The organism is Lacrimispora algidixylanolytica, assembly GCF_003609635.1.
In the GTDB taxonomy this organism is placed as follows: domain Bacteria; phylum Bacillota; class Clostridia; order Lachnospirales; family Lachnospiraceae; genus Lacrimispora; species Lacrimispora algidixylanolytica.
This window is the reverse complement of record NZ_MCIA01000018.1, coordinates 17754-36321: the sequence shown is the minus strand read 5'-3', so window position 1 is coordinate 36321 and position 18568 is coordinate 17754. Positions and strand designations below refer to the sequence as shown.

Annotated in this window: 15 protein-coding genes; all 15 read right to left on the bottom strand. The window is 41.9% G+C overall.

The features are described 5' to 3' along the window. Positions 1 to 31 precede the first annotated feature (31 nt). Complete coding sequence (locus tag BET01_RS11865) at positions 32 to 1519, bottom strand: glutamate synthase subunit beta (protein WP_120197034.1); 1488 nt, start codon at positions 1517 to 1519, stop codon at positions 32 to 34. 13 nt (positions 1520 to 1532) lie between these two features. Then, positions 1533 to 6092, bottom strand: coding sequence for a glutamate synthase large subunit (gene gltB, locus BET01_RS11860; protein ID WP_207667606.1), 4560 nt, complete (start codon positions 6090 to 6092; stop codon positions 1533 to 1535). A 398-nt stretch (positions 6093 to 6490) separates the two neighbouring features. Next, on the bottom strand, positions 6491 to 6757 hold the full coding sequence (locus BET01_RS11855; protein ID WP_120197033.1) for an HPr family phosphocarrier protein: 267 nt from the start codon (positions 6755 to 6757) through the stop codon (positions 6491 to 6493). A gap of 70 nt (positions 6758 to 6827) precedes the next feature. Further along, entirely contained in the window at positions 6828 to 7484 is a 657-nt protein-coding gene (locus BET01_RS11850; protein ID WP_120197032.1) for an epoxyqueuosine reductase QueH, read from the bottom strand. An 80-nt stretch (positions 7485 to 7564) separates the two neighbouring features. Further along, positions 7565 to 8707: an RNA polymerase sigma factor RpoD gene (rpoD, locus tag BET01_RS11845; RefSeq protein WP_120197031.1), complete on the bottom strand. Its 1143-nt coding sequence runs from the start codon at positions 8705 to 8707 to the stop codon at positions 7565 to 7567. A gap of 104 nt (positions 8708 to 8811) precedes the next feature. Beyond that, entirely contained in the window at positions 8812 to 9714 is a 903-nt protein-coding gene (locus BET01_RS11840; RefSeq protein WP_120197030.1) for a diacylglycerol/lipid kinase family protein, read from the bottom strand. 5 nt (positions 9715 to 9719) lie between these two features. Further along, positions 9720 to 10814 (bottom strand): A/G-specific adenine glycosylase, encoded by a 1095-nt coding sequence (mutY, locus tag BET01_RS11835; RefSeq protein ID WP_330512797.1) that lies wholly within the window; start codon positions 10812 to 10814, stop codon positions 9720 to 9722. A 2-nt stretch (positions 10815 to 10816) separates the two neighbouring features. After that, a complete protein-coding gene (locus tag BET01_RS11830) occupies positions 10817 to 11794 on the bottom strand; it encodes a biotin--[acetyl-CoA-carboxylase] ligase (protein WP_120197063.1) in 978 nt (325 codons plus the stop codon). Between the two features lie 5 nt (positions 11795 to 11799). After that, positions 11800 to 12108 carry a DUF6637 family protein gene (locus tag BET01_RS11825; RefSeq protein ID WP_120197028.1) on the bottom strand — a complete coding sequence of 103 codons (309 nt, stop codon included), beginning with the start codon at positions 12106 to 12108 and terminating at the stop codon, positions 11800 to 11802. Between the two features lies 1 nt (position 12109). After that, the gene (gene argF, locus BET01_RS11820; protein WP_120197027.1) at positions 12110 to 13045 is read right to left on the bottom strand and encodes an ornithine carbamoyltransferase; all 936 of its coding nucleotides are present in this window, start codon (positions 13043 to 13045) and stop codon (positions 12110 to 12112) included. Positions 13046 to 13131: 86 nt separating this feature from the next. Next, the gene (locus BET01_RS11815; protein WP_120197026.1) at positions 13132 to 14289 is read right to left on the bottom strand and encodes a patatin-like phospholipase family protein; all 1158 of its coding nucleotides are present in this window, start codon (positions 14287 to 14289) and stop codon (positions 13132 to 13134) included. An 81-nt stretch (positions 14290 to 14370) separates the two neighbouring features. Then, positions 14371 to 15306, bottom strand: a complete 936-nt coding sequence (locus BET01_RS11810) for an SPFH domain-containing protein (RefSeq protein WP_120197025.1) — start codon at positions 15304 to 15306, stop codon at positions 14371 to 14373. Between the two features lie 2 nt (positions 15307 to 15308). Beyond that, positions 15309 to 15749, bottom strand: a complete 441-nt coding sequence (locus BET01_RS11805) for an NfeD family protein (protein WP_120197024.1) — start codon at positions 15747 to 15749, stop codon at positions 15309 to 15311. 118 nt (positions 15750 to 15867) lie between these two features. Beyond that, positions 15868 to 16644, bottom strand: coding sequence for a TrmH family RNA methyltransferase (locus tag BET01_RS11800; RefSeq protein ID WP_120197023.1), 777 nt, complete (start codon positions 16642 to 16644; stop codon positions 15868 to 15870). A 13-nt stretch (positions 16645 to 16657) separates the two neighbouring features. Further along, the gene (locus BET01_RS11795; RefSeq protein WP_120197022.1) at positions 16658 to 18568 is read right to left on the bottom strand and encodes an NAD(+) synthase; all 1911 of its coding nucleotides are present in this window, start codon (positions 18566 to 18568) and stop codon (positions 16658 to 16660) included.

Sequence of the window (18568 nt, the reverse complement as noted above, 5' to 3'; positions counted from 1 at the left end):
GAGGAGACAAGTTTTTGTCTCCTCTTTTTAATTATGCAAGGTTAGAATAACCCATAAGGTTCTTATCAACCTCTTTAGCTACTTCACGGCCTTCCCTAATTGCCCAAACCACAAGGGACTGACCTCTGTGCATATCTCCAGCCACAAATACCTTATCTACATCGGTCCGATACTTGCCTTTTGGAGTCTCTACATTGCTGCGCTCATTTAATTTAACACCAAACGCCTCAGCCACATAGCTCTGTGCTCCCAGAAATCCCGCTGCGATTAACACAATATCAGCTGGTACCTCTTTCTCACTTCCTACTATAGGTTCCATGGAGATCCGTCCAGTCTTTTCGTCCTTATTCTGTTCCAGACTCATGAGGACTGCCTTTACCACTTTACCTGATTTATCTTTTATAAACTCTTTCACCGTTGTCTGGTAAGCTCTTGGATCCTTTCCAAACACAGCAACGGATTCTTCCTGACCATAATCGGTTTTTAAAACCTTAGGCCACTCTGGCCAGCTATTATCTGCAGTTCTCTTTTCAGGAAGCTTTGGCATCATCTCAAGTTGGGTCACAGAAGCACAGCCATGACGTACGGAAGTTCCCACACAGTCATTTCCAGTATCTCCTCCGCCGATTACAATGACATGCTTCCCTTTTGTTGAGACATAAAGATTATCCTGCAAATTAGAGTCAAGAAGACTTTTTGTTGTAGATTTCAAGAAATCCACTGCAAAGTAAATCCCTTGGGCATCTCTTCCGGGAACCTTTAAGTCTCTAGGACTTGAGGCACCACAAGCCAAGATAATACGATCAAAATCTTTTAATAACTCCTTGGTCTTCTGGGTTTTCCCCACATCTGCCCCTGTGACAAATGTGATGCCCTCTTCTTCCATGATCTTTACCTTACGTTCAATAATATGTTTTTCCAGTTTCATATTAGGTATGCCATACATTAAAAGCCCACCAATACGATCCTCACGCTCAAATACAGTTACGCTGTGCCCTCTTTTGTTGAGCTGATCTGCCGCCGCAAGACCAGCTGGACCGGAACCGACGACAGCGATTTTTTTCCCTGTGCGGATCTTTGGAGGGGTAGGACCTGCAATGCCTGATTGGTAAGCACGTTCTATGATAGCATATTCGTTTTCTTTGATACTCACTGGATCCCCGTTTAAACCGCAAGTACACGCTGCCTCACAAGGGGCAGGGCATACTCTTGCAGTAAACTCTGGAAAGCTGTTGGTCTTTTTCAGTCTGTTATAGGCCTGCTGCCACGTACCGTTATAAACAAGTTCATTCCATTCCGGTATCAAGTTGTTAATTGGACATCCAGAAACCATCCCTTTAATCATTACACCGGACTGGCAGAAGGGGACGCCGCAATCCATGCAGCGTGCGCCCTGACATCTCTGTTCTTTTTCAGAAAGAGGCAGATGGAACTCGTTGTAATTCTTAATACGAGCCTTGGGGTCTACCGTTTTTCCTGTTTTTCTGTCATAATCTAAAAATCCTGTTGGCTTTCCCATGTTCTACTCCTCCTCATCCTTTTGAATTGGCATAAAATGCTTCAATCTGTGCCTGTTCACTGCTGAGTCCCTTTTCTTCCATTTGGACAATGGTATTCATCATGCGTCTGTAATCGTGTGGCATGATCTTTTTGAATTTAGGTAGGTACTCTCCAAAATTATCAAGGATTTCTTTTCCCTTTGCAGAGTTGGTGTAAGCCACATGTTCCTTAATCATTTCTTTCAATTCCAAAACATCGTATTTATTTGTAACCTCTTCAAAAGCAACCATCTCCTTGTTCAGACGTTTGTAAAGATCCATCTTCTCATCAAGAACATAAGCGATTCCGCCGCTCATTCCTGCGGCAAAATTCTTTCCTGTGGAACCTAGAACTACCACACGTCCTCCTGTCATGTATTCACAACCGTGATCTCCTACGCCCTCTACAACCGCTGTTGCTCCAGAGTTACGAACGCAGAATCTCTCACCTGCTACACCACAGATAAATACTTTACCGCTAGTGGCTCCATAAAGAGCTACATTACCAATAACAATATTTTCTTCTGCCTTAAACTTCACTCCCTGCGGAGGATAAACAACTAGCTTTCCACCGGAAAGACCTTTGCCAAAGTAGTCATTGCTATCACCCACTAATTCCAGGGTTAGTCCCTTTGGTATGAACGCCCCAAAGCTTTGACCGCCGCTACCAGTACAATTAATGGTAAAGGTATCTTCTGCAAGACCTTCTGGATATAGCTTTGTAATTTCAGATCCAAAGATGGTACCAAGGGCGCGGTCTGTATTGGAAACATCGATTTGAAGTCCCTTTTTCTGTCCTGCCTGCAGTGCTTGCTTTAATTTCTTTAAAATAATCTTTTCATCCATGGTCTTTTCTAGTTCAAAATCATAGATCTGTTTGCTGCTATAACCTGCAAGCTTTTGCTCTGCATAGGGATTTCCTAAGATCGCACTTAAGTCTACCTTGCTGGCACGTTTCGAAGAAAGAGCCTCTTTTTTCTTTAAAAGATCCGTTCTTCCTACCAGTTCATCCACCGTACGCACACCAAGCTTTGCCATATACTCTCTCAACTCTTTTGCGATAAAGTACATGAAGTTTACAACGTATTCAGGTTTTCCCTTAAACCGCTTACGAAGTTCTGGATTTTGGGTAGCTACCCCAACTGGGCAAGTGTCCAGATTGCAAACCCTCATCATAACGCAGCCAAGTGTTACAAGTGGTGCTGTGGCAAATCCAAATTCTTCTGCCCCCAACATACAGGCAATGGCAACATCCCGACCTGTCATCAGCTTTCCGTCTGTCTCAAGAATGACTTTGTCTCGAAGTCCGTTCATAATAAGGGTTTGATGAGCTTCTGCCACGCCAAGTTCCCAAGGTAGCCCTGCATTATAAATAGAGTTTCTTGGAGCAGCTCCGGTTCCTCCGTCAAATCCAGAGATAAGAATAACCTGAGCACCTGCCTTGGCAACACCTGCCGCAACCGTACCAACTCCAGCTTCCGAAACCAGCTTCACTGATATTCTAGCTTCTGTATTGGAGTTTTTCAGATCATAGATCAACTGAGCCAAATCCTCTATGGAATAAATATCATGGTGCGGTGGAGGGGAAATAAGCCCAACACCGGTTGTAGAATGTCTAGTCTTCGCAACCCAAGGATATACTTTCTGTCCTGGCAGCTGACCACCTTCTCCTGGTTTTGCGCCTTGAGCCATCTTAATCTGGATTTCTTTTGCACTTACTAGGTATCTGGAAGTTACACCAAATCGACCAGAAGCAACCTGCTTGATGGCGGAACAACGATTTAAGCCATCGGTCCCTAGGGTTAGACGGTCAAGGCTCTCGCCTCCTTCTCCGCTGTTTGACTTTCCATGAATCCGGTTCATCGCAATTGCTAAGGTTTCGTGGGCCTCTCTAGAGATAGAACCATAAGACATTGCTCCAGTCTTAAAACGCTTAACAATGGAATCTTCACTTTCTACCTCTGTCAAAGGAATTTCTTTTGCCTTGGAATAATCAAGATCCAAAAGACTTCTTAAATTCACCATCTGTCCTTCGTCAGTTAGAGCATGTGTATATTCCTTAAAGGTTTCGTAACTTCCGCTCCTGGTCGCCTCCTGAAGAAGATGAATGGTGAGAGGATTATATAAGTGTTCCTCTTCTCCAGCTCTTTCCTTATGGCTTCCCACACTGTTAAGAGTCAAATCTACGTCAAGTCCAAGTGGATCAAATGCTGCGGAATGCAGATCATCTACATCATCTGCAATGTCTTCCAAAGAAATGCCCTCAACTCGGCTTACTGTATCTGTAAAATACTTATCAATCACATGTTTTGAGATACCAACTGCTTCAAAAATCTGAGCTCCCTGATAAGACTGAATGGTAGAAATACCCATCTTTGAAGCGATTTTTACAATACCATGAAGAACGGCTGAGTTGTAGTCCTCCACTGCTGCATAATAATCCTTATCAAGCATACCACTCTCAATTAAATAATGAATAGATTCCTGAGCCAAGTATGGATTAACGGCACAAGCACCATAACCAAGAAGCGCTGCGAAATGATGAACTTCTCTTGGTTCGCCACTTTCCAAAATAAGTGCAACTGAGGTTCTCTTTTTTGTCTTCACCAGATGTTGCTGCAAAGCAGAGACTGCAAGCAGTGATGGGATCGGTACATGATTTTCGTCAATATCCCGATCAGACAGGATAATGATATTGGCTCCATCTCGATGAGCGCGATCAGCCTCCAAAAACAACCGGTCAATGGCTTTTTCCAATGAAGTGTTCTTATAATAGGTAATTGGAATTACTTCTACTTTAAAACCTGGTTTCTTCATGTGCTTAATCTTTAAAAGATCTGTGCACGTAAGAATCGGGTTACTCACCTTAAGAATCTTACAATTTTCTGCTTTTTCTTCTAAAATATTACCTTCCTCTCCCACATACACCGTGGTTGAAGTTACAATTTCTTCTCGAATGGAATCAATGGGGGGATTGGTAACCTGGGCAAAAAGCTGTTTAAAATAATTATAAAGAGGCTGATGCTTCTTACTTAATACGGCAAGAGGACTATCTGTACCCATTGCAGATACTGCTTCCGCTCCATTTAAAGCCATGGGGAGAATCATTGTCTTATACTCTTCATACGTATATCCGTAAGTCTTTTGCATCTTAGCCAGTTCATCTTTACTCATGACTGGAACACCCTTATTGGGGATCTGAAGACTCTTTAGCTCTATTAAATTAGAATCCAACCACTCTCCGTATGGCTTACGTGATGCATAACTTTCTTTTAACTGTTCATCTGTAATCAGACAACCTCTTACAGTATCAATCAAAAGCATTCTGCCTGGACGAAGTCGTTCTTTTCTAACAATACGACTCTGATCAATATCAATGGCGCCTACTTCAGATGCCAAAATCATGTGATCATCGTCTGTGATGTAATATCTAGAAGGACGAAGCCCGTTACGGTCAAGGACTGCTCCCAAAAGATCACCGTCACTAAATACAATAGAAGCCGGGCCATCCCAAGGTTCCATCATGGTAGCGTAGTAGCGGTAAAAATCCTTAATTTCCTGTGGCATGGACTTATCATGTTCCCATGGAGCTGGAATTGTTACCATGACTGCAAGAGGAAGATCCATGCCGCTCATCATCATAAATTCCAGTGCGTTATCAAGCATTGCAGAATCGGAACCTTCCTGATTAATAATCGGAAGAACCTTATGCATATCATTCTGGAAATACTCTGATTCCATGTTCTCTTCTCTAGCCATCATCTTATCTACATTACCGCGAATGGTGTTGATCTCCCCATTATGTACGATAAGACGGTTGGGATGGGCTCTCATCCAGCTTGGATTTGTATTAGTACTAAAACGAGAATGAACAACAGCAATTGCAGATTCATAATCCTTATCCTGAAGATCCATAAAGAATTTCCTAAGCTCTTTTACCAGGAACATTCCTTTATAAACAATGGTTCTGCTGCTTAAGGAAACGACATAAGTGTTATCGTTACTCTGTTCAAACACTCTTCTTGATACATAAAGCTTTCGGTCAAAATCAAGTCCTTTTTTAACGTCCACCGGTTTTTTAACAAAGCCCTGAGCGAAATAAGGCATACAATCCACGGCCTTTTTACCAATCAGTTCCGGATGAGTTGGTACTTCTCTCCAACCTAAGAATTCAAGCCCTTCTTTTTCGACAATAATTTCGAACATTTTCTTCGCCTGATTTCTTGCAAGCTCATCTTGAGGAAAGAAGAACATACCTACCCCGTATTCTCTCTCCTCCCCAATCTCTATACCCAGAGCCTTGGTCGCTTTCTTAAAAAACTTATGAGAGATCTGAAGCATAATGCCTACACCGTCACCGGTCTTTCCTTCTGCATCTTTTCCTGCTCTATGTTCCAAATTTTCTACAATATGAAGTGCCTGTTCAACGGTCTTATGGGTCTTTTCACCTTTCATATTGGCAACCGCGCCAATACCGCAGTTATCATGCTCAAAACGGGGATCGTAAAGTCCCGGAGTCACTATCTTGTTCGGGGAGTATAAACTCATATCCATAATCTCATCCTTTCCCAACTGCCAGTTCTACTTTTGAGTGCTAAAGTGTAACAGTAAATTTTAGTTGATAATACTACATTTTTATCACTTTGTAAATGCGTATTATTTGCTAATTGTCAGATAATTAGACTTTTCAAACATTCTCGGCTTTTATGTCAGTCTTCTCACTTGTATATACATTATTTTCATACTCACAAATACAATTCTACACCCAGCATTAGAAAATGGTTGAAATTCCTAATTATATTAAGTCTTCGCTTTTTATAATAAGAAGTTCCTTATCATTCTTCTGTTTTATAATGAAATTTCCGGATCAAACCACCTTGATTTGCTCATTAAAAAAAGTCCTAGAAATAAGTTTCCAGGACTTTGATCTGCTTCTTTATGAGTGAAATAAATTACATCTCGCCAAGGCCGCTTTCAATCGCCTCAGTCATAGTCTGCATAGCTGCTGCTTCATCTTCACCATCACAGATGAGAGTGATTTCAGCACCGCTTTTAATTCCTGCTGCCATAACGTTTAATACGCTCTTAGCAACAATTCTTTTCTCTCCATATTCAACAATTATATCAGATTTAAACTTCATAGCTGTCTGAGACAGAACTCCTGCTGGTCTTAAGTGAAGTCCAGATGGATTTTTAACAGTCAGTGTTTTAGATAACATATTGTTCTCTCCTTTATCCTCAATTTTTTATACGCCTTGTTGTTAATTTTATTACAATATTAAGTTTGTGTCAAGCCAAACCCGGCATGTCTTTTTTATTTTCCACCTGGTTAGCCACTTGTCTCTGGGAGAATACGCAACCGCAGTAATCTTGACGGTAGAGCCCGTGTTCTTTTGATAATTCAACAGAGCGCTTATATCCATTTTTCTTTTTAAAATCAGACGGCAGATAAGATACATGATATTCCTTAGCAAGCTTTTCTCCGATCTCATTTAGCTTCTCTGCGTTCTTTAAAGGACTAATGGTCAGTGTTGTGGTAAAATAATCAAAACGCTCTGCAAGCGCTATCTTAGCTGCTTCCTGAAGGCGCAGCTCATAGCAGCGAAAACAACGCTCACCACCTTCTGGTTCCTTCTCAAATCCCTTTATGATACGGTAAAACTCCTGTGGCTCGTAGGCGCCGCTTTCCACGGTTACTGGGTGAATAAATTCCATACCAGCAACAAGATGTTCCTGCTCCTCTACACGCCTTACGTATTCCTCTGGAGGATAAATATTAGGATTATAAAAATAAATCGTTATAGCAAAATACTGAGATAAGTATTCCAATACATAACTACTGCAGGGGGCGCAACAACTATGTATCAATAACCTTGGAACCTTTTTTCCTTCCTCTAATCCCAAAATGATCTGATCAAGTTCCTTCTGATAATTTCTGCGGTTCATAATGTCTCCCTTCGCTGTACGAAAACAATGTATGAAAATTGCAAAAAAGGCGTAGAAGTTACCGCTACGCCTTTTGCTTCTTATAGGAAATCGCGGATACGCTTACTGCGCACAGGATTCCTTAACTTTCTAAGTGCCTTTGCCTCAATCTGTCTGATACGCTCACGGGTAACATTAAACTCTTTACCCACTTCCTCCAAGGTACGAGGATGGCCATCTTCCAGTCCAAAACGAAGTACAATAACCTGACGCTCTCTCTCCTTTAAATCGCCGAGAAGCGCATCAATATGCTCTCTTAACATAACAGATTCCACATTGCCCTCTGGTGTCAGTACATTGTTATCCGCTACAAAATCTCCAAGGTTTGAATCATCCTCTTCACCAATAGGGGTCTCTAAGGATGCAGGTTCTCTGGCTATCTGCATAATCTCCATAACTTTATCTTCCGTCATGTCCAAAGCTTCTGCAAGCTCAGCAACCGATGGTTCATATCCCAGTTCCAGAGTAAGTTTTCTCTGCATCTTAGACATTTTATTAATCGTCTCAACCATATGCACAGGCACACGAATCGTTCTTGCCTGGTCTGCTAGCGCGCGAGTCACAGACTGACGAATCCACCAAGTAGCATATGTACTTAATTTATAACCTTTGGTATAGTCAAACTTTTCAACACCCTTAATAAGGCCTAGATTTCCTTCCTGAACTAAATCAAGAAAGCTCATACCACGACCGGTGTAGCGTTTGGCAATGCTGACCACAAGACGTAAATTCGCCTCGATCAAACGTTCTTTGGCGTAAGCGTCGCCATCCGCTTTTCTCTTAGCAAGGCGCAGTTCTTCCTCTGCGTTTAAAAGTGGTACTGTACCGATTTCCTTTAAATACATGCGGACAGGGTCCTCTGTGCCGATGCCCTCAAGCAAATCAATAGCGTCAAGATCAATGTCGTCTTCATCAACGTCTTTTGTGAAGCCATCATCAATGTCGTCATCCAACAAGAGGTCTTCTGATAAGAGCACATCATCAGTTAAAACGGAATCGTCAATTACCGGGACCACGTCAACGCCGCGGTTCTCCAGGTACGTATAAATCTGATCCATCTGCTCTGCAGTCAACTCCTCACCTATAAAGAAGTTATTAATCTCCGTTACATCCAAAGCGTTTTGCTTTGTTTTTGCTAGATCGACAAGCTTACCCAGCTTCTCTAAAAAATTTTCCTTTTCCACTTAAAACGTCCTTTCGCTAAGAAGTATACATAAAGCCCACACAACATTTCATTATATACTACCATGCTTCATATTTCAACATATTTCTTTTTCAAAAAGTAGATTTATTGCTTTTTTTGCGGATTTCTCAAAATTTTAATTTGTTTCTTCAAATTGAAAATTTCAACTTCCCTTCTGGATCCTCCAAACTCACCATCAAGGACCCAGTCGATGGGCTCTTCAGGGAATATCTTAATACAGCTTGTCCGTAGCTTATGAACGTATTCATTGGGCTCTTCTTTTAAAAACATATAATTAATGATATTCGTAAAATCTAGGGGGGTTTTGGGAGTGCGAATTAAAAGAACCTCGAACTCTCCATCATTTAAGGCTACATCCTGCGCAACCAACCCCTTAAAGCCTCCAACACTTATGGTATTGGTAATCATCCCAAATATGAAATCTCCTTCTAAAACAACAGAATCACATTCGACACGAAGGACATATGATTTTATGGAAGTAAGGCTTTTCATTCCTTCCATGAAATACGCCTGATGTCCCAGAACATTTTTAAAATCCTGAGAAGTTAAATATGCAACTTCTGTAAACGCCCCAAAAGCTGCAATGTATACAAAGTGCCTTTCCCTGCAAAAACAACCGATATCTATGGGATATGGCACTCCAGATACAACCGTCTGGGCGGCCGTTATCATATTCCTGGAGATCTTAAGACTTGTTGCAAAGTCATTGGTAGAGCCAGCAGGGATATAACCAAGTATTGGTATCTTCTCAAGTTCCATCAAACCATTGATGGTCTCATTTAAGGTTCCATCTCCTCCACTGCACACCACCAGATCCACGGATTTGCCTAAAGTTGCTGCCGCTTGGGTAGCATCTCTTGGCCCCTGGGTCACATGTACGATAAGCTCGTACCCTGATTTTGCAAATATATCGAGAATTTCCATTAATTTGTTTTTGATCTGCGCCTTGCCGGATCGCGGATTAAATATAAAAAGCATCTTTTTCATTATAATCACCTGATCAACTTTGTATACGCCTTAAATGCACCTGGCAGAGAATAAGTTTTTTTAATTTCTTCCGGAGTGACCCATAAATAATCTCCTCGCGGCTCTTCCTCTAAATCAATACGGTATGCAATCATATACCATTCTACATGACTGAATATATGTTTCGAAGGAGGTAGAGAAGTGATCTTTGCCTCTTTTATATCCAGAGACAAAAGCAGTTGTGTTTCATCAAGATGGCCTTCCGCATTAGGGAATTCATAGAGCGAAGCCAAAAGTCCGGTGTCCTCTCGTTTCCTTATGGCCACCCGACCATCTTGCCATAACAGCATAACCGTCTTATCTTCCAACTTCCTTGGCTTCTTTGGCGTCTTTACCGGTATCACACCCGTTAATTCCTTTGCTCTGGCGATACAAGGAGAATTAAGGGGACAACGTTCGCATAGAGGCGCACCATTTGGAATACATACGACAGCACCTATTTCAATAAGCCCCTGATTATAGGAACTAGGAGAATCCTGCGGCATAACTGCTTTTAACTTTTCTTCTACGCTAGCTTTGACCGACTGTTTTAGAATGTCTTCCTTGCTCCCTGTGACCCTTGAAATCACCCGAAGTACGTTCCCATCCACAGCAGGGACCGGGATCCCGAAAGCAATGGAGGCAATGGCTCCTGCTGTATAGGATCCGATCCCAGGAAGCTTTTTTAGTTCCTCATAGGACGCAGGAAGGTTTCCCCCATACTGCGCCACTAGAAGCTCTGCGGCTTTTTTAAGATTCTTTGCTCTGCTGTAATAACCCAGACCTTCCCATAACTTTAAAAGCTCATCTTCTGAAACATCAGCCAAACTTTGAATATCTGGCAGCGCCTCCATAAAGCGGGCAAAGTAAGGCTTTACAGCCTCAACTCTGGTTTGTTGAAGCATAATTTCTGATATCCAGACCCGGTACGGTTTTGGATCCTCCCGCCAGGGAAGGACTCTAGCGTTCTCTTTGTACCAGGAAAGAAGAGGACGTTCCATAGCTCTTAATCGATCAAGATCGGAAAGTACTACTCCCTCTGGCTCTAAAATCTGTAACTTATCATATAACGATTGTTTCATTTCTATACATATCCATAGAGTCCCCGGACGGATACTTCTCCGGAGATTACATGTTTTACCTCTCCTGACTGCATTTCAACGAGAAGTTCTCCCTTCTCATTGATCCCAATAGCTTTTCCTGTATAATCACCTGCATGGTCAAGAATTCTCACTTCTCTCCCTGCATTAATCATACAGCTATTATAGACACTTATCAGCCCGGATAAATCACCCTGGCTGATGAATTCTTCATAAAAACCCTCGAAAGCTTCTAAAATAGAGGCAATCAGAGAACTTCTCCTCACCTTTTCCCCTAATTCTAAGTATAGGGAGGTTGCCACAGAAGATACTTCCTCTGGAAACCCCTCCATATTGACATTGATCCCAATGCCAACCACCACGTAATGGATTCCCTCCAGTTCAGCACTCATCTCAGTAAGGATGCCACACAGTTTCTTACCGCCAGCAACAATATCATTGGGCCACTTAATGGAAGTCTCCAGTCCAGTTTCTCTTAAAATTCCTTCATGTACAGCCAGTGCTGCCACCAAAGTAAGCATGGAAGCGGAACCTGGGAGAATATCTGGCCTAAGAATCAGACTCATGAACACATTCGTTCCAGAGGGGGATACCCATTCTCTGCCTCTTCTGCCTCTTCCTGCCTTCTGGCAATCCGATACGACTAGAGTTCCAGATAAAGCTCCATCCTCTGCCAAACGTTTGGCTCTTATGTTAGTGGAATCAATGGCATCGTGATATTCCACCACTCTGCCAAGTTTCCCCCTAATGCAACTTTCTATCTCTGTTTTCGTCATTATATCACAAGAATCGATGAAATGGTACCCTTTATTTCGAACCGCTTCAATTTTGTACCCCTCTTCTTCCAGATTCTGGATGACTTTCCATATAGCGGTTCTGGAAACACCAAAGCGTTCACAAAGTTCCTGTCCTGAAATATATCCGTCGTTTTCTTTTAGAAGTTTTAGAATTTCTGTTTTCAATCCCATTACCCCCGCCATATACTTACTGCACTAACAACGGATAGGGCAAATAAGCATACTCCAAAAAGAGTTGCTGCAACTGCTGCTGCCTTCTTTCTCTTCTCTCTCCCACTCAAACGTATCTTATAGATTCCGTGGACGAGGTTAAGAACACTGGCAAGAAAAAAGATTGCCGGCAACAATACCATATGTTCTTCTGGGTTTAAAAACGAAATAACTGATAGCACTACAATGAAGATACCAACCACAATGTGAACAAGATCCACCATCATGGATGCATTTCTTAAATTTCTTCCTCGTTCCTGTATATACATCTTAATCTCCTAAGGTAGCAACCATTACCGCCTTGATGGTATGCATTCTATTTTCTGCTTCATCAAACACCACCGATGCGCCGGATTCAAAAACCTCCTCTGTCACTTCATATCCCTTGACAGCCGGCAGGCAATGCATAAATATGGTGGTATCTTTACCTGTTTGATTCATAAGTTCTTTATTGATTTGATAAGGCCTTAAAAGAGAGATTCTCTCGGCTGCCTTTTCTTCTTCTCCCATAGAGCACCATACATCGGTGTATAAAACATCTGCGTCTTTAACGGCCGCACAATCCTCTGTTATGGTAATGGTACTTCCGCTTTCCTTTGCATAGCCTTGACACAACTCTACCAATTCTTTCACAGGCCACAGACATTCTGGTGCTAAAATGGTAAAATGAACTCCCATCTTACTCATTCCAATCATCAGGCTGTTTGCCATGTTATTGCGTCCATCTCCTGCATATACAAAATGAAGACCTTTTAAATAGCCAAATTGCTCTTTCATGGTCAAAAGATCTGCAAGTATCTGAGTTGGATGGTAATCATCTGTAAGTCCGTTCCAAACAGGTACGCCTGCATATTTACCCAGATCTTCTACTGTTTTATGCTTAAATCCACGAAATTCGATTCCGTCAAAAACTCTTCCAAGAACCCTAGCCGTATCTTCTACACTTTCTTTATGACCAAGCTGGATATCATCCTTTCCTAAATATTCTGGATGACCCCCTTCGTCAACGGCGGCCACTACAAAGGAACACCTGGTACGGGTTGAAGGCTTTTCAAAAATGAGCGCAATATTTTTTCCTTTTAAAGAGCTTCCTGTAATCCCCTGTTTCTTTTTTGCCTTTAAATCTGCAGATAAATTCAACAGATATTCAATTTCCTCTGGTGTAAAATCTTTTAATGTTATAAAATTTCTTCCTTTTAAATTCATAGCGCTTCCTCCATGATATGTTGTATTTTTATACATCATTATAGTATATAATGTATAAATATGCAACATATTTTTATAAAAGGTCGTTATATTAAAGGTTTTACTTCTTCCTGCATCTTAATTTTCTTTCGAATTTCCAATAACAGGCTTTCCACCGTATAGATTCCAAACCGTTTCACCTTTAACCTCTTTGCCAGATCTTCTAATAGGCCCAGGTACATATCCTTATAATCCCAGTCCGTCTTTAGTTTAAATTCTTCCGCCAGCTTGGGAAACAGCTTTTCTGTAAAGATTCGGTAGCCAGCTAAGGTCTCCATTCCTTCTTCTGTAACAATATCTTTGATATAGTATTTTAACAGCTCAAGTTCAGACATCATTCGGTCAAAATAATAGGGTTCCAAATTGGGAGCATCAATATAATAGACTTTACCACATAAACCATATAGAAACCTTTGGGCATCATAATACCCTAATGTCATATTTTTTCTGGCAAGGGTTTTGTCAAATTCCAAAATCCCTCCCAGATCCTGCCTTGGCGCAATATGGGACACATTGACCCCATCGGGAATTTTAACTACGCGTTCCTTATCAAAACCCCAGCCGTAGATTCGAATTACAATGATGTCTTTATACTCATGGTCTAAAAGAACATTAATAGGAACATTATTGAAACCGCCCCCATCCATATATTTCTTTCCACCCAATTTTTCATTTTTAAATGCCAGAAAATTAGCGCTGGCTAAAAGCATATCCTTCACGGAACCTCTTTCCCCAGCTCTTACATCTACCGTTAGTTCTTTTCTGTCGCTGACAGAATAAGTCACCGTATATAGCTCTCGCTCTGAATTTCGAATTCTTTCGCCATCCCCTACTACTTCTGAAATCAGATTCTTTAAAGGAGTAACATCAAATCCACCTTCCTTTACAATCTGCAGTCCGCTGTTGATCAGCTCTGCCAGACCTAAGGATTTGAAGTCCTTTTTCTTTAGTGCTTTTATAGTATCGTCGTTTACAGCCATAACCTTGGAATAATCAATATTCTTCCAGATTTCTTCTGCCCGCTCCAGATCATCCATACAGATCAGTGCACCATTTAAGGCACCTACAGACACTCCAACGATTCCTTTTATCTTTACACCGGCTTCCTTAAGTGCTTTCCATGCTCCAATCTGATAAGCACCCTTGGCTCCGCCGCCTTCCAGTACAAGCCCATACTCCTTATCCAAATCCAGTTTCAGTTCCATAAGACCTCCTAAACTAACCTGCGACTGAAAAACGCAGCAAAAGGCACTGTGCCTCCTGCTGCGGTATGTCTAAAAATCTAATTATTCCATATCCTTAGGAATCTCTGTAATGGAAGAAACAAGTCCTGCCAATCCCTGAATTTCAGACGGGATAATGATTTTCGTTGCTTTGCCGTCAGCAGCTGCCTTAAATGCTTCCAGGCTCTTTAAGACCAGAACTGAGCGGTCAGCACCTGCGGCCTTTATCATACGGATACCCTCCGCAGTGGCTTGCTGGACCTTTAAGATTGCCTCTGCCTCACCCTCACCTTCACGAACCCTCTTTTCTTTCTCTGCTTCCGCTTTCAAAATAGCTGCCTGCTTTTCAGCCTCAGCATAAAGAATGGAAGATTCCTTATTACCCTCTGCAACTAAGACGGTGGATGTCTTTTCACCTTCTGCCCTTAAGATGGCTTCACGGCGTTCACGCTCTGCCTTCATCTGCTTTTCCATGGCATCTTGAATAGCTGCCGGAGGCATGATGTTCTTAAGCTCCACACGATTTACCTTGATGCCCCATGGATCAGTGGCAATATCAAGGATTTCTCTCATCTTGGCATTGATGGTCTCTCTGGAAGTCAGGGTCTGGTCAAGTTCCAGATCACCGATGATATTACGAAGGGTAGTAGCTGTCAGGTTTTCAATCGCCATAATAGGATTTTCCACACCGTAAGCATAAAGCTTTGGATCTGTAATCTGGAAAAATATTACCGTATCAATTCTCATGGTAACATTGTCCTTTGTGATTACAGGCTGTGGCGGGAAATCAGCTACCTGCTCCTTTAAATTAACACGTTTTGCCACCCGGTCAAGGATTGGCAGCTTAATATGCACACCTACAGACCATGCCTCCATATATGCTCCCAAACGCTCTACAACCAAAGCCTGAGCCTGTGGCACGATACGCACACATGACGCCAGTAAAGCCAGAATAATAATCAATACAATAATTACTGCAGTAAATCCTAATGTTCCCATACTTATAATTCCTCCTCTTCCTTGCTAACAATTAACTTTACACCTCGTATATCTTTTACTTTCACCATAGTGCCTGCCGGATAAATCTTCTCATCAAGCAATGCCCTTGCAGTCCACTCCTGTCCATTGAGGACTACAGCTCCTTTTGACTCTATATTGCTGATTTGGGTCGTAACTTTAGCATGTTTCCCAATAAGACTGTCTAAATTGGTCTTAACGGTATATTTGTTTACATACCGAAGTGCGAATGGTCTGGTGAAAAACAAAAGTATAAAGGACACAATTACAAAAGCGGCCAACTGAATTTGTACATTCACTCCAAATAAGGCCAACAAAAATGCAATCAATGCTCCACCTGCAAACCAGATGGTGGTAAGAGCCATGGTAACCGCTTCAATTCCCAGAAGCACCACGAAGATAATCAACCAATAGATCGCTTCCATTTTATCATTCTCCTTCCCTGCCGTAACGGCAAAACTGTCTGTGTCACTATCATACTATATGTTTCAATATTTCTCAATATTTACGTCAATGAAATGCCTTACTTTTTTCTGACGCTTATTATCTACGCTGTCTTGCCGCCTCGAACATAAGTATAGATGCAGCAACTGCTGCATTTAAAGATTCCACTTTTCCCATCATAGGGATCTTTACAAGGGCATCTGCCAGCGCGGAGGTTTCCTCCGTCAAGCCATTTCCTTCATTTCCAATTAAAAAGCCTGTATCAACAGTATAATCCTCTTTTTCATAATTATTCCTGCCATCTAGATGAGCCGCATAAAGTCTGACTCCCTGAACCTTTAAGTTCTTTAATGTGCCTGAGAGATCATTGGTATAAACAAAAGGCACTCGGCAAATAGACCCCATGGTAGAACGAATCACCTTAGGATTGTATATATCTGCCGTGGCATCGTCCATGATAATCCCAGTAACACCAGCTCCTTCTCCTGCCCTTATTATGGTGCCTAAGTTCCCTGGATCTTGAATACTTTCAAGAATCATTAAAAATACGGGAGAACCCTTCGTTTGTAAATCTTCCATTTTATAAGAAAATTGCCGAACAAGAGCTAAAATCCCCTGAGGAGTCTGGGTATCAGACATAGCATTAAATACTTCATCAGACACAACTTCACAGGAAAGCCCTTCTATCAGTTTCCGGTGAGATTCATCCTTTAAAAAACTTTCGGATACAAATAGGCTGTCAATCATGTCCCTTGGGATTTCCCGAAATATTCGTAAGCCCTCCGCTACAAAAAGACCGGAAAGCTTTCTTACCTTCGCCTTTTTTACCAAGTTCATCACATTTTTCACTTTTGCATTGGCACTGCTGGTAATCATATAATACCTCTTTCTATAAATTATCCAATTCTTCCAGCCACAGACGGCTTACCGCATCGCTTGGCATCCTTAAATCCCCTCTAGGAGATACGGAAACAGATCCAACCTTGGGACCATCGGGCATACAGGAGCGTTTAAACTGCTGACTGAAGAATCTTTGGTAAAACACTTTAAGCCATTTCAATATAATTTCTCCTTCATACTGTCCTTTAAAAGCATAAACAGCCATGCGATATACTTTTTCGGGGTGATAGCCAAACCTAAGAATCTGATATAGGAAAAAGTCGTGAAGCTCATAAGGGCCAACAAGATCTTCCGTTTTCTGGGCAATTTTACCATCCTTTGGAGGCAGGAGTTCCGGACTTACAGGTGTATCTAAAACATCCAAAAGAACATCTTTAAGTGCTCCTTCTTCAAAGGTATCCGCATAATAACGCACCAGATGACGTACCAGAGTTTTAGGTACGGACGCATTAACACCATACATGGACATGTGATCTCCGTTATAGGTAGCCCACCCAAGAGCCAACTCTGACATATCTCCTGTTCCAATAACCAGTCCATTTAAACGGTTTGCCAAATCCATCAGAATCTGGGTTCTCTCCCTGGCCTGAGAATTTTCATAGGTTACATCGTGAACGTCAGGATTTTGACCAATATCTCTAAAATGAATGGTAACAGCTTCTTTTATATTAACCTCAGTTAGTTCAGCACCAAGTTCATTGGTCAGCTGACAGGCGTTTTGATAGGTTCTGTCCGTGGTTCCAAAGCAAGGCATAGTGACGGCATGAATCTGGCTTCTTGGTATTTCAAGCATGTCAAAGGCTCTGGCTGTTATTAAAAGAGCGAGGGTGGAATCTAGTCCTCCCGAAATACCAAGAACTGCATTCCGACATCCGGTATGAGAAAGTCTCTTTTTTAATCCCATCGCCTGAATTGCTATGATCTCTTCACACCGTCTGCTTCGTTCCGCTTCATTGTCTGGAACAAAGGGCCTAGGATCGATGTAACGTTTTAGATTAAGTTCTTCTGATTTCATGTGAAATGAAACTACGGTATAGTTTTCTCTGTTTGCCGGAGGGAAGGTTGTCATCCGCCGTCTCTCATGATTGATGCGTTCTAGATCCATATCTCCGTAAACGGTCTCATTTCCAAATCGCTTGGATTCTGCCAATAGCGTTCCATTTTCCGTAATCAGATTCTGCCCTCCAAATACTAGATCCTGAGTGGATTCTCCCTCTCCTGCATTGGCATAGAGATACCCACATACAAGGCAGGCAGAATGACCGATTATTAGGCTTCTCCTGTAAATGTCCTTGCCTGTTGTCTCATCACTTGCTGAACAGTTTACAATCACGGTAGCACCTGCCAGAGCATGGCGAATGGAAGGTGGGTTAGGGACCCAAGCATCTTCACAGACTTCCGCCGCTACCATAAGGTAAGGAATGTCCTCGCAGGCAAAGATAAGGTTTGTGCCCATGGGGATGTCCTCGCCTTCCCACTTTGTAAATACCGGAATTTCATTTCCTGGTTCAAAATAACGAAGCTCATAGAATTCAGAATAATTCGGAAGATTTCTCTTAGGAACAATACCAAGAATTTTTCCATCTTGTACTGCCACTGCTGTGTTATATAACTTACCAAGGTTCTCCCAAGGCATACCGAGAAAAACCAGCATATCATGACCTTTGGTAACCTTAAGAATTTCTTTTAATTCCTTTTTTGCTTTATGGAGCAGGGCATCTTGTCCAAAAAGATCCCCACAGGTATAGGACGTAAGACATAACTCTGGAAATACCATAATCTTTGCATGGTTTTTAATTCCTTCTTTAATCAGTTCGCATATTTTTTCCCGATTAAATTCCGGATCTGCTACTTTAACGTCAGGGGTCGCTGCTGCAACCCGGATATATCCATGTTTCAT